Raw genomic sequence first — 13,667 nt, forward strand, 5'->3', positions numbered from 1 at the left:
TAAAAATTTCCTCCTATGCGTTACGCTTTTTGAGCTTTAATCCAATTCTTAAGATGTGAAAAGTCATCATAAAGCATTAATTTTTCAACTTCAATTCTTGACTGTCTCGATTTATAAACTTGACTCGACTCAATAGATTGTTTACTTGGATTATCATTTATTTTAATTATACCATTTTCTTCGTAAATAAAACTTAGGTCAAGAAATACTTTTAAAATAAACTTTAAAGTATTTGGCTTAATATTTAAGTATTGACATAATTGTAACCCTTCTTTTTCTAAGTTCATTTCTTTCTTAGTAAATAGTGCCCTATAACTTTGTTTAAATAGATGACTACTCGGTAACCCCTCGAAATAAATTGAATGTTGATGGTGTAATACTAAATAGAGTTGTGAGTATTCTAAATGTTTTAGAGATTGTGTAACACTATCTAAATCAGTTGGTAAATCACGAAATACAATCGTATTATATGATGAATCAATTGTTTCACCGTAGTGGAAATAATTCTCCCCTAGCTTCTCTTTTTTAGAATGAATGACAAAAGCAACATTTTTAGATGACGTATCAATGTTAAGTTGTTTACGTTTACTTCTATAATCTAATATTTGCTCATTTTGAGTCGCTAAATCTTGTATCATCATTTGAGGTGTCTGATTGTTATTCCACTTATTTATTTGTAAATGTCCTATGATATTGACAGGTTGGCCTAATTCTATTTGTGTCATTAAATCACCATTTTTCCAAAATAAATGTTGTAATTTAGCTTGACCAGTTACTAATTTTAAATGATTTTTATCTTTTCCAATCGCTTTAACGTCATTAACTTCTGTATCATCCAATTCAAATAAAGGTTTTTCAAAATCAGTACCAAACGGTTTCAGTATTTTAATATCATGAATATTTGATACAGTAATGTCATCTTCTGAAAGTTTAGTCGTAATATGTTTTGTTGGTTCTAAAGAAGTATGTTTAGAAAGCTGAACCATCCATTCATTTAATCCTTTTGATAATGCATCAATATTATTAATCTCCATCGTCATTCCAGCTGCCATATGATGACCACCAAATTTAGATATCAAGTCTTGATGTGCACTTAAAATTTCGAACATAGACACTTGTTCAATACTTCTAGCTGAACCTTTTGCATGATGTTGTTCTAAATCTATATTTAAAATAAGAGTGGGTAAAGCATAAGTTTCTACAATTTTTGAAGCCACAATACCTAATACTCCCTCATGCCATCCTTCTTTAGCTAAAAGTAAAAATTTGTCGCCATTTTCAACTTTTTCATTAGCCATCAATAGTGCTTCTTCTGTTATTTGAGCGACAATATCTTTACGTTCAATGTTAAAAGCTTCTACTTGTTCAGCTAAAAAATTCGCCTCTTCAGAATCTTCTGCCATCAGTAATTCCGCTGCTAATGACGCATCTTCTAATCTACCTACCGCATTTAAACGAGGTCCAATAATGAAACCAATTGTTTCTTCATCTATTTCATCATTAAATCCTGCTTGATTTAATAATGATTGAATTTGAAATGGACAGGATTGATTTAAATATTTAAGACCTTCTTGAACAATCGTTCTGTTTTCATCAGTCAGTGACACTAAATCTGCAATCGTCCCAATAGTTGCAAGCGCTATGAAATATTCTGGAGGATGATCTATTAAACATTGCGATAATTTGTATGCGACACCAGCTCCACATAAATATTTAAATGGATATTCAAATTCTGGATGCATAGGATGAATAATGGCATATGCTTTTGGTAATGTACGGCCTATTTCATGATGGTCTGTAACAATTACATCGACTCCCAATGCTTGTACCATTTCAATTTCTTCATGACCTTGTATTCCATTATCAACTGTAATAATAAGTGATACGCCTTCATCGTAAGCATTTTGAAAGGCATATTTATTCGGACCATAACCTTCGCTAAATCGATTAGGAATATACCAACCGACTTCAGCGCCCAATTTTTGCAGTGTTTGAACTAATATCGTTGTAGATGTTACGCCATCAGCATCATAGTCTCCATATACTAATATTCTTTCATGTTTATCAATCGCTAAATTAATTCGATCAACAGCTTTTCGCATATCACTCATTAGCCATGAATCATGCTTTTTATTTGTACCATTAATTAATGTATTTATCTCATCATACTGTGTAATCGATTTACTTTCTAAAATCTTTCTTACAATAGGAGATAAATTAAATTCCTTAATAATCTCAGACGATATATCTTGTTTAGGTGCTTCATAAAGCCATTTATATTTAGATTGAATCATAAAGTTATCCTTCCTTTTTCCACAAGCAATTATACCTAAAAAAAGAATAAATAAAAAGAGGAAGAAACACTGAATTCAATTAGAATTCTTTTGTTTCTTCCACTAATTTTATATCATGTATTTAATTATACTAAGATTTTTTCATCATTTGATTTTTTCTCTTTATAAACTACAAGCTTACCGTTCACAGATTTTTTCAACTGATGTTTCTTCATGATGCCCCATAGTGGAACTGCAATAAAGATAGAAGAGAATACACCAGATAATAATCCAATAAGTAATGCTAATGAGAAGTTAAACAGACTTGATGCACCAAAGATCAGTATGGCGATAACTACTACAACGACTGTAAGAACTGTATTAACAGAACGAGTCATCGTTTGTCTAATAGATCGGTTAACAATATCATCGATTTGATGAGGTTCTGTTATGACTTTAATTTTATGAAGATTTTCTCTTACACGGTCGAAAGTAACAATTGTATCATTTATTGAGTAACCTACAATCGTTAAGATTGCAGCGATAAATGTAATATCTACTTCAAGTCTTAATAAACTGAATAAAGCAATGATAATAAATACGTCATGAAGTAATGCTAAGACAGCAGAAAGCCCCATTCTCCATTCGAATCTTAATGAAACATAGATAATAATACCAATAGCTGCATAAATTAATGCTTTCATTGCATTTTTAGCTAACTCTTGACCAATCATTGGAGAGACTGTGTTCACTGTCGGTTTATGACCATATTGATCATTAATGACTTTATTAAGTTTCAAAGTTTCATCTTTAGATAAATCATTTTTAAATTGAACTGTTGCTTGTTTATTGTCATTACCATTAATTTGAATTTGATCAGGTGTCAAACCAACATCTTTAATCGTACGTTCAACTTTCGTTTGAGATAACTTCGTATCAGAATCAAGATCTACTCTTGTACCAGATGAGAAATCAATACCTAAGTTAAGTTTAAATATACTTAGAATAATTATACCAATTACTAAAATTAAAATACTTACTCCAATTAATGGTTTTGCTAATTTAACAAAATTCCATTTTTCAAAAGCTGTTTTTAAGTCATGAACATCTACACCTTCATTGATATCATGGCGATTATTTTTATTTACACCAAACATCCAATATTTCTTCTTAAAGTAATTAGAAGAAACTAAAAGTGATAATAGTCCTCTTGATAAAAAGACAGCTGTGATGAATATCATTAAAATACCTAATAATAACATCGTAGCAAATCCTTTAACTGAACTTTGACCAAAGAAGAATAACACTGCTGCTGCTATAACAGTTGTTAAGTTTGAATCAAAAATCGTTAAGAAAGAACTTTTATTTGCTTTAGAATAAGCCTGTTTAAGCGTTCGTCCTACTCTAAGTTCATCTTTAATCCGTTCATACATGATGATATTTGCATCTACAGCCATACCTACACCTAATACTAAGGCAGCTAAACCTGGTAATGTAAGTACACCTGAAATAAAGTTAAATGCTACTAATGTTAAATAAACATATACTGTTAAAGCAATCACTGCCACAATACCTGGTAATCTGTAAAAACCTACCATAAATAAATAGATAATTGCAACACCAATCATTGATGCAAAGATTGTTTTATCTAATGCATCTTGACCAAATTGTGCACCTACAGAATTAGAATAAACTTCTTTTAAATCAACTGGTAATGAACCTGCATTTAACAATTCTGCAATTTGCTTAGCACGTTCTACGCCTTGTTGACCCTGGAAGCCACCTGAAATTTCTACACTGTCTGAATTAATAGGTTGATCCACCGAAGCGGCTGAAACGTATTTCCGTTTATCTTCAGGTTTATCCAACTCTTTATGATAGCTATCACCTTTTTTATAATCTAACCACACTACCATCATGTTTTCTTGTTTTTTAGAAATTTCTTCTGTAACTTTTTTAAATTTCGCGCGGTCTTTTAATTTAAAAGTGACTGCAGGTTCGTTTGTACCTTGTTTAAATTCTTGTTTTGCAGAACCTTGTACAATATCTTTACCTGTTAATTTAACATGATCATTAGCATCACGTATAGTCAGATTTGCTTGTGAAGACAAAATTTTCCGAGCTTCATCAGGATTTTTTACCCCTGCGAGCTGTACCCTAATTCTATCAGGGTCTTCAACTTGAATATGAGGCTCAGATACGCCTAATACATTAACACGATTTTCTAAAGTTTGAGCAGTAGATTGTAAAGCCTTATCATCGATTTTACCATCACCGCCAAGTGGTTTAACTTGATATAATACTTCAAAACCACCTTGTAAATCCAAACCTAGATTTACATTCTTAACTACATTCTTATATGTAAAGCCCATACCTACAAATAGTAGCGCTACAATGAGTATGAATGCAATTATTCTACTTGTTTTTTTCACATGAACACCTCATTATTTAATTATGTAATTAGAATAATCTTTTAATAAACCATGTGCAAGTGAATTAAAGATTACATCTATGTGACAAGACTTATCTATCTTAACATAACCTTTTTATTAGTGTAATCACGATAGCTAGTTAATAAAAAAACATTCCACGACAATTTGTTGTCTGGAATGTCTTGTTATTATAATTTATGATGGGTCAACTTGTTTAATCGCAGGTTTTTCAAATGTCATTTCAGTACCATGACCATTTACTGTGATTACAACTGCTGTTTCATCCACAGCTTTAACAGTTCCTTTGATTCCACCAATAGTTGTAATTTTTTGACCTGCTTCGATACGACTAATCATTTCACGATGTTCTTTCGCACGTTTTTGTTGCGGTCTAATTAAAAAGAAATAAAATACTATAATTAAAATTATAGGCAAGATTAATGCTGAAACATTCATTATATTGTTCTCCTTATTAAAAGTTTTTAGGGTTCTCTACATTTAGCCCATATTGTTCGAAAAATTCTTCTTTAAAATCTAATAAACGATCTTCTCGAATGGCCTGTCTAATATCTTCCATTAATTTTAGCAGAAAATGTAAATTATGAATAGTAGTAAGACGGATACCAAACGTTTCCTCTGCTTTAATTAGATGTCTAATATATGCACGTGTATAATTCTTACAAGTATAGCAATCACAATTCGCATCTATAGGACTAAAATCATCTGCATATTTAGCATTTTTTATAACCAATCGTCCTTGAGATGTCATGCATGTTCCATTTCTAGCTATGCGTGTTGGCAACACACAATCAAACATATCCATACCGCGAATGCTACATTCTATTAATGCATCAGGTGATCCTACTCCCATTAAGTATCTTGGTTTGTCTTCTGGCATAAATTGAACCGTATGTTCAACCATATCGTACATCACTGGTTTTGGTTCACCTACAGATAAACCACCAATAGCATATCCAGGAAAATCCAATGATACAAGTTCTTTAGCACTTTGTTCTCTTAAGTCTTTGTACTCTCCACCTTGTATAATACCAAATAATGCTTGGTCCTCTGGACGTTGATGTGCTTCAAGACATCGTTTAGCCCATCTTGTTGTACGTTCAATTGAATCTTTTACGTATTTATATTCGGCAGGCATAGGCGGACACTCATCAAATGCCATCATAATATCTGAACCTAAGTCATTTTGAATTTGCATTGATTTTTCTGGACTTAAAAACAACTTAGAGCCATTTGTATGATGTCTAAATTCGACACCCTCTTCTGATATTTTTCTAAGATTACTCAAACTAAACACTTGGAAACCACCAGAATCTGTAAGAATAGGGCCATCCCAATTCATGAACTTATGTAAGCCCCCAGCTTGTTTGATAATATCATTTCCAGGTTGTAACCACAAATGATACGTATTTCCTAATATAATTCTAGCTTCAATTTGTCTTAACTCTTCTGGACTCATTGTTTTAACTGTTGCTTTCGTACCTACTGGCATAAATATGGGTGTTTCAAATGAGCCATGGGGTGTATGAACAATCCCTAAACGGGCACCTGATTGCTTACATGTTTTAATGTGCTCATAAGTTACTGCTGGCATAATCTGTACCTCTCATTCATTAAATTATTAACATTGCATCTCCAAAACTAAAGAATCTATATTTAAGTTTTACCGCTTCTTTATAAGCATTCAAAATGTATTCACGACTACTAAAAGCAGAGACTAACATCACTAATGTTGATTTGGGTAAATGAAAATTAGTAATTAACCCATCAATTGCTTTATATTCAAACCCTGGATAAATAAATATATCTGTCCAACCACTTGTAGCGACAAATTGTTCATGATCACGACGAATTGTTTCTAACGTTCTAGTAGACGTCGTACCTACAGAAATAATTCTATGCCCATTTTCTTTAGTTTTATTCAGCATATCTGCCGTTTCTTTAGTCATTTGATAGTACTCACTATGCATTTCATGATCATCAATATCCTCCACACTTACTGGTCTAAAGGTACCTAGGCCAACATGTAGTGTAATAAATGCAATATTGACACCTTTGTCTTTTATTTTCTGTAAAAGCTCATCTGTAAAATGTAACCCTGCAGTAGGCGCTGCAGCGGAACCATTTTCTTTAGCATACACAGTTTGATATCTATCCGGATCATCTAAACGTTCTTTAATATAAGGTGGTAAAGGCATTTCACCTAACTCATCTAAGCGTTCTTCTAAAATACCTTCATAATGTAAACGCATAATGCGCCCACCTTGTTCTAATTCTTTTATACATTCAGCAATGATTTTGCCGTTACCAAATGATAAAGTATTACCTACTTTAATACGTTTTGCTGGTTTTAATAATACTTCCCAGTCATTGTCCTCTATTCTAGTAAGCATTAACATTTCTACCTTTGCACCTGTTTCTTCTTTTAAACCGAATAAACGTGCTGGCATAACACGTGTATCATTTAATACTAATGTATCTCCAGGTTCAAAATAATCCATAATATCTGTAAAGTGTTTATGTGCAATATTTCCGGTCTTTCTACCTAGCACAAGTAATCTACTTTGATCTCTATTTTTTAAAGGTGTCTGAGCAATCAATGATTCAGGTAAATGATAATCAAACTCCTCAACGTTCATATTATTCCCTCATTCTTTAATTTTTTTGAAATGTTCATAGGCAAATGGTGTCGCTTTTCTACCTCTTGGTGTTCGTTCTATAAATCCTTTTTGTATTAAAAAGGGTTCATAGACATCTTCGATTGTAATACGTTCTTCTCCAATTGACACTGCTATCGTATCCAGTCCCACAGGACCTCCATTATATTGATTAATAATACAATTCATCATTTTATGATCAATGTAATCTAAGCCTTCATCATCCACTTGTAATAAGTTTAGAGCTTGCTTTGTTGTTTCGATATAAATTTGTTCATCTTCATTTACTTGTTGAAAATCTCTTACTCTTTTTAGTAGTCGATTTGCAACACGAGGTGTTCCTCTTGAACGCTTAGCAAGCTCAACTGCACTTTCATCATCAATTTTTGTACCTAATACTTCAGCAGTTCGAATAATGATTTCTTTTAAATCTGATTCCGAATAGTACTCTAATCTTAAATGAACACCAAATCGATCTCTTAAAGGGCCTGTTAGACTTCCAGCACGTGTTGTCGCGCCTACTAGAGTAAAAGGTGGTAAATCAATACGTATACTACGTGCTTCATCACCTTTACCGATAATAATATCTAAGAAAAAATCTTCCATAGCAGAGTATAAAACTTCTTCTACTACACTACTTAAGCGATGGATTTCATCAATAAATAAAACATCTCCAGGCTGTAAACCTGATAAAATTGCCGCTAAATCTCCGGGTCGCTCTAATGATGGACCAGATACAGTTCTTATATTGACTTCCATTTCATTAGCAATAATATTTGAAAGTGTTGTTTTACCTAATCCTGGAGGACCAAAAAGTAATACATGATCTAATGGCTCATCCCTTAGTTTAGCCGCTTTTATAAAAACTTCTAAATTATTCTTTATTGATGATTGCCCAATATATTGTTTTAATTTAGTTGGTCTGAGTGAGAATTCAAAAGAAGATTCTTCATTGTGTAATGATTGATCTACCATTCTATCATCCATATTTATCCCCCCAGTTATCGTTCATAATATTAAGATATAAGCGTTTTTAAACCAATCTTAACTGCTTCATCAACAGAGTGGATGGATGTTTTATTAAGCACTTTCCCAACTTTAGAAAGCTCTCTCTTAGAGTATCCTAAAGCTGCAAGCGCTAATAACGCTTCCTTAATTATATTGTCATTTTCTTCAACTTGTCCCTCAACCTGTAATAAGGTCTCACTAGTCTCTTCTGTAATCTTAACTTTACCTTTTAAATCTAATACAATTTGTCGTGCAGTCTTTTTACCTATACCAGGAAATTTAGTTAGATAAGTATCATTTTCATTTTCAATTGCACGTTTAACTTCGTTAGGTGTACTTGTTGCTAGAATAGCTAAAGCTGATTTAGGGCCTATACCTGTAACTTTTATTAAGCTTAAGAACATCTCTTTTTCTTCTTCGCTAATAAAACCATATAATAATTGTGCGTCTTCTCTTACAATCAGTGAAGTAAAGACTTTACATTCTTGATTTAAATATTTTTGAAATCGATATGAATTTGGAGTTTGAATTTCATAACCGATACCATTAGACGTTTCTACAACAATATGTGTTGGAAACAATTGAGATAAATGTCCTTTTATATAAGCGTACATAGATACCTTCCTTACATACTCATACTAATTAATTCAACTTTATAAACATGTTGAATATTTCTCAAAGTGCCCATGACCTTTTCTATTGATAATGATTGATCTTTTGCACTCAAAGAGAGTGTAATCGTTGCTTTTTCTTCCATTGGAACACTTTGATGAATAGTTAAAACGGATAACGCTAATTTTGAAATAGTTTGTAATACTTGAGCAAGCATTCCTACTATATCATTAACATAGAGAATTAAGGTGAATTCACGGTGTTCAAAAATCTTTTCATCTACAGGAAAAATAGTATCTCTATATTTATAAAAAGCACTTCTTGATAGATTAAACTGCTTAACTGCTTCATAAATGGACAGTGTGGCATCATTTTTTAAAGCGTCTTTAATTTTAAGCGTTTTAACCACTGATTCTGGTAAAACGTCTTCACGTATTAAATAAAACTTTTTATAATCTTTGCTGTCCACTAAAAAGCCCTCCTATTCGACGAATTCAAATTCTCCCCCAAGTATTCTAACAATATCATCATTACTACATCCACGTTCTCTTAATGCATCATCAATACCCATAGAGCGCATTTGACGTGCAAAACGTCTTACTGCTGGATCACTATTAAAGTCTGTCATTTTAAACATGCGTTCGATTGCATTACCGCTTACTACATAGGCACCATCATCATCTCTTGTAATCGTAAATTTATCTTGAGATGGTGTATGTTTATATAATACGCGATTAACACCTGCATCTTCGTCTTCTTCTACACTAAAATCAATATCTTTTACTTCTTCTAATTTATCAGCAATTGTATATAGTAATTGATCAATATTATCTCTTGTAATTGTAGAAACTGGAACAATAGTTACATCTTCATCAATTTCTTTTTTAAATAATTCTAGGTTATCGTTTGATTCCGGTATATCCATTTTATTTGCCACTATAATTTGAGGTCTATCTTCTAATCTTTGTTTATAATTTATCAGTTCATTATTGATGATTTGATAATCTTCAAGTGGATTTCTTCCTTCAGAACCACTCATATCTATCATATGAACAATAACTTTTGTTCTTTCAACATGACGTAAAAATTGATGACCTAAACCGACTCCTTCTGAAGCTCCTTCAATTAAACCTGGTAAATCCGCCATCACAAAACTTCTATGATCAGGTGTTGAAACCACACCTAAATTTGGTTTAATTGTTGTAAAATGATAAGCTCCAATTTTAGGTTTTGCCTTAGATACAATAGATAACAATGTTGATTTCCCTACACTTGGGAATCCAACGAGTCCCACATCAGCAAGTAGCTTTAATTCTAAGGTAACATCTAGTTCTTCTCCAGGTTCTCCATTTTCACTAAAGTCTGGAGCTGGATTGCGAGGGGTTGCAAAACGTGAATTTCCACGACCTCCACGACCTCCACGAGCAATAACTGCACGTTGACCTTCTTCAACTAAATCTGCTAAAACTTCTTCAGTTTCTACACTTTTAATAATGGTACCAGGAGGCACTTTTAAAACTAAGTCTTCCGCATTTTTACCATGCATATTACTACTTTGACCATTTTCACCTTTTTTAGCCTTAAAATGACGTTGAAATCTAAAGTCTAAAAGTGTTCTTAAACCTTCATCAACTTCAAAAATGACTGAAGCACCTTTACCTCCATCGCCACCAGCAGGGCCACCAAATGGTACATATTTTTCCCTACGATAAGCAGTAATACCATTACCTCCATCGCCTGCTTTTAGAGATATTTTTACTTGATCGACAAACATATATCTCACCTCTTTTTATATATTTTATTAATTCATCGCTAATATTATATCATTAACTCTAAAACGTTAGATTCTATTATAATCATTTTTAAACAAAAATAAAACACCAGAAGTCTTCACTTCTGGTGTTAATTAGACAAAAATTATTCAGCTACTGCATATACAGAAACTTGTTTTTTGTCGCGACCTTTACGTTCGAAACGAACAACGCCGTCGATTTTAGCGAATAATGTATCATCGCCACCACGACCTACATTTTCACCAGCATAAATTTTAGTACCGCGTTGACGATATAAAATTGAGCCACCTGTTACGAATTGACCGTCTGCACGTTTAGCACCTAAACGTTTTGATTCTGAGTCACGACCGTTTTTTGTAGAACTTACCCCTTTTTTAGATGCGAAGAATTGTAAGTTTAATTTTAACATCGGGATACACCTCACTTATAATTTAATCTTATATTTTCATTATATTCATCTTCAATCGTTTGTAAAGACACAAGCATTGCTTGAAGAATTAATTGTGCTTGCTCATTGTTAGTGTCTACTGATCTAATGTGAAAATGACCACCGTCATCATCATAATCAATATCCGGATTTTCAGAAGTTAAACTTAAAATAGCATTCACACTTCCAAAAAGAACAGCTGAAGCCCCTGCACAAACAATATCATAGCCATAATCACCATGATTAGCATGGCCATCCATGATGACGTCTGTTACTTTACCTTCATCATTAATTGAAATATCAACAGTAATCATAATTAAGCGTTGATTTTATCAATTGTTAATTTAGTATAAGGCTGACGATGACCTTTTTTACGTTTTGAATCTTTACGACGTTTGTAAGTGAAAACAGTAATTTTTTTACCGCGACCTTGTTTGTTCACAGTAGCAGTTACTGTAGCTCCTTCAACAGTTGGAGCACCAACTTTAACTGAATCTCCACCTACAAATAATACTTTATCAAATGTGAATGAATCACCTTCATTAACATCTAATTTTTCAACGAAGATCTCTTGACCTTCTTCTACTTTAATTTGTTTACCGCCTGTTTCGATAATAGCAAACATACCTTGCACCTCCTATAATTATAAGTCACGCCATATACAGGTGATAAAATATAACATTTTAACGCTTAAACCTGTATTTGAGCGGTTGTATGTAGCTATAAAACTACTCAACTATTGCATCTTACCATTACTTATATTCAATGTCAATCTATTATATTGGCTTTTTAAAGAATTTAAAGAATATAGGCATCAAAATAATTAATAAAATAATATTTAATATAAGTGTTGGGATAATACGTAGTAATATAAAGTTTAGTAAATCAAATTCTACATAGCTAATAACAGAATATATAATTGCTACAAATATTTCAAGAATCATTACACCAATGATACTGAACCAATATACCATAATATAGTCTCGGTAAAAAATCTTCAAGAACTTATTAAATATTGTTATTAAGAATATATAACCAAACAAATATAAACCATATACACTGCCAAAGTAGATATCAGTTATCATACCTAAAAAAATGCTTAGTAATAATGTGACCATAAATGGTCTATAAATTGATAAAAGTAATAAATACATTAGAGTTAAATGAGGAACTAAGATAAATGTTAGGTTGCCTATATGAAAAGGAATAACCAAACCAATAAGTGTATCAAGATAAAAAACGATGATACCGATCATTATATAAACGAACGCTTTCATTATCGAGTCTCTCTTTCATTGAAATCCGTGTTATTACTTTTTTTCGCTATGTATACATGTTGAATATCTGATAAATTTGCTCCAGTTTTCACCCTCACTTCTTTTGCTAAACCATATTCATCATTTTCTACCTTCGTCACTTCTCCTATGTATAAATCACTTGGCAATTGATCGGCTAATCCACTTGTTACTACTTTGTCACCTTTTGAAATTTTATCCTTATTATTGATATTACTAATAATTAATTCCTGAGTTTTATTATCATAGTGATCAATTAATCCAAAAACATTTTTAGAATGATGTTGAATATTGACTGATAGTTTTCCAGCTCTTGTATTCGTTGAAAGTAAATCAACTTGAGAAGAAAATTGATTCACTCTAGTTACTCTTCCAATTAAACCATCACTAGTAAACACTGCCATATTATTGCTTACACCAGCTTTTTTACCTTTATCAATAATCACAGTATTCATCCATTGATCTGGATTACGTGCTATGATGGCACCTGAAATTGCATCGTATTTTGAAGCATCAGTCATATCAAGTTCTTTTTTTAAGTTTTTATTTTCCGCTTCTAATGCTTCGTTTTTTGCTTTTAATTGATTAACTTCATTATGATTTGATTTGTTAGATTGAAAGAAGTTACCTATAGCTCCAGTCACAAAATTGACAGGGTAACTAATTACTCTCTGACCAAATGACACTGAGTCCCCCACATATTGCTCAGGAGGTGATTGAGTTTGTGAACGAATGGACAAACCAATCAATGCAATAAAAATAATTATTGCACAAAAAACAACAATTAACTTGTTATTTTTAAAAAAATTTAACACTCATAACACCTCTACTATTTATTTTAAATTATTATATTCTATTTTATATTACTCTAGGATTGAAATAAAGAATAATATTAAATATTATCTTCAAAGAAAAAAAGGAACAAGTTAGAATCTTCATTGAATTCTAGTACTTGCTCCTATCAAATGTCATCTTATTTAATTTTACGATTCTTTATTCGGCTTATCTTTTTTATCTTCTTCATAGAGCGTTTCGTCTTTTCTCCATTTAGAAAATAAATTTTGTGCTTTTGCTTGTTCATTTGCCTGTTTTTCTTTAGATTGTTCAGACATACATTACACCAACCTTCAAAAGATTATTGTATCTATTTTA

At 32.0% G+C, this 13,667-nt stretch carries 15 protein-coding genes and 1 other annotated feature; all 15 genes read right to left on the minus strand.

The genetic code is table 11. The features are described 5' to 3' along the window. Positions 1 to 20: 20 nt before the first annotated feature. The 15 genes from recJ to HMPREF2629_RS11305 all read right to left on the minus strand — a co-directional run bounded on the left by recJ (position 21) and on the right by HMPREF2629_RS11305 (position 13,627). Positions 21 to 2,294, minus strand: coding sequence for a single-stranded-DNA-specific exonuclease RecJ (gene recJ / locus HMPREF2629_RS07345; RefSeq protein WP_070813249.1), 2,274 nt, complete (start codon positions 2,292 to 2,294; stop codon positions 21 to 23). 125 nt (positions 2,295 to 2,419) lie between these two features. Then, positions 2,420 to 4,705, minus strand: coding sequence for a protein translocase subunit SecDF (secDF, locus tag HMPREF2629_RS07350; RefSeq protein WP_054105787.1), 2,286 nt, complete (start codon positions 4,703 to 4,705; stop codon positions 2,420 to 2,422). A gap of 195 nt (positions 4,706 to 4,900) precedes the next feature. After that, entirely contained in the window at positions 4,901 to 5,161 is a 261-nt protein-coding gene (yajC, locus tag HMPREF2629_RS07355; RefSeq protein ID WP_002448938.1) for a preprotein translocase subunit YajC, read from the minus strand. A gap of 16 nt (positions 5,162 to 5,177) precedes the next feature. Further along, the gene (gene tgt / locus HMPREF2629_RS07360; RefSeq protein ID WP_070813250.1) at positions 5,178 to 6,317 is read right to left on the minus strand and encodes a tRNA guanosine(34) transglycosylase Tgt; all 1,140 of its coding nucleotides are present in this window, start codon (positions 6,315 to 6,317) and stop codon (positions 5,178 to 5,180) included. Between the two features lie 19 nt (positions 6,318 to 6,336). After that, the gene (gene queA / locus HMPREF2629_RS07365; protein ID WP_017176161.1) at positions 6,337 to 7,362 is read right to left on the minus strand and encodes a tRNA preQ1(34) S-adenosylmethionine ribosyltransferase-isomerase QueA; all 1,026 of its coding nucleotides are present in this window, start codon (positions 7,360 to 7,362) and stop codon (positions 6,337 to 6,339) included. Positions 7,363 to 7,371: 9 nt separating this feature from the next. Next, a complete protein-coding gene (gene ruvB / locus HMPREF2629_RS07370; RefSeq protein ID WP_017176160.1) occupies positions 7,372 to 8,367 on the minus strand; it encodes a Holliday junction branch migration DNA helicase RuvB in 996 nt (331 codons plus the stop codon). A gap of 29 nt (positions 8,368 to 8,396) precedes the next feature. Then, complete coding sequence (ruvA, locus tag HMPREF2629_RS07375) at positions 8,397 to 9,002, minus strand: Holliday junction branch migration protein RuvA (RefSeq protein WP_070813251.1); 606 nt, start codon at positions 9,000 to 9,002, stop codon at positions 8,397 to 8,399. Positions 9,003 to 9,013: 11 nt separating this feature from the next. Continuing rightward, the gene (locus HMPREF2629_RS07380; protein WP_017176158.1) at positions 9,014 to 9,469 is read right to left on the minus strand and encodes an ACT domain-containing protein; all 456 of its coding nucleotides are present in this window, start codon (positions 9,467 to 9,469) and stop codon (positions 9,014 to 9,016) included. A 12-nt stretch (positions 9,470 to 9,481) separates the two neighbouring features. Next, positions 9,482 to 10,774, minus strand: coding sequence for a GTPase ObgE (gene obgE / locus HMPREF2629_RS07385; protein ID WP_070813252.1), 1,293 nt, complete (start codon positions 10,772 to 10,774; stop codon positions 9,482 to 9,484). A 143-nt stretch (positions 10,775 to 10,917) separates the two neighbouring features. After that, positions 10,918 to 11,202 carry a 50S ribosomal protein L27 gene (gene rpmA / locus HMPREF2629_RS07390; RefSeq protein WP_002449010.1) on the minus strand — a complete coding sequence of 95 codons (285 nt, stop codon included), beginning with the start codon at positions 11,200 to 11,202 and terminating at the stop codon, positions 10,918 to 10,920. An 11-nt stretch (positions 11,203 to 11,213) separates the two neighbouring features. After that, on the minus strand, positions 11,214 to 11,534 hold the full coding sequence (locus tag HMPREF2629_RS07395) for a ribosomal-processing cysteine protease Prp (protein WP_017176156.1): 321 nt from the start codon (positions 11,532 to 11,534) through the stop codon (positions 11,214 to 11,216). A 2-nt stretch (positions 11,535 to 11,536) separates the two neighbouring features. After that, complete coding sequence (rplU, locus tag HMPREF2629_RS07400; protein ID WP_002448968.1) at positions 11,537 to 11,845, minus strand: 50S ribosomal protein L21; 309 nt, start codon at positions 11,843 to 11,845, stop codon at positions 11,537 to 11,539. Positions 11,846 to 11,858: 13 nt separating this feature from the next. Next, positions 11,859 to 11,942, minus strand: a sequence feature (ribosomal protein L21 leader region). 54 nt (positions 11,943 to 11,996) lie between these two features. Beyond that, on the minus strand, positions 11,997 to 12,497 hold the full coding sequence (mreD, locus tag HMPREF2629_RS07405) for a rod shape-determining protein MreD (protein WP_017176155.1): 501 nt from the start codon (positions 12,495 to 12,497) through the stop codon (positions 11,997 to 11,999). Further along, a complete protein-coding gene (mreC, locus tag HMPREF2629_RS07410) occupies positions 12,497 to 13,330 on the minus strand; it encodes a rod shape-determining protein MreC (RefSeq protein WP_017176154.1) in 834 nt (277 codons plus the stop codon). Before mreC ends, mreD begins: the two co-directional genes overlap by 1 nt. A 168-nt stretch (positions 13,331 to 13,498) precedes the next feature. Then, positions 13,499 to 13,627 (minus strand): hypothetical protein, encoded by a 129-nt coding sequence (locus HMPREF2629_RS11305; protein ID WP_017176153.1) that lies wholly within the window; start codon positions 13,625 to 13,627, stop codon positions 13,499 to 13,501. Between the last annotated feature and the right edge of the window lie 40 nt (positions 13,628 to 13,667).

This window comes from Staphylococcus sp. HMSC034C12 (assembly GCF_001835895.1).
Classification (GTDB): Bacteria; Bacillota; Bacilli; order Staphylococcales; family Staphylococcaceae; genus Staphylococcus; species Staphylococcus hominis.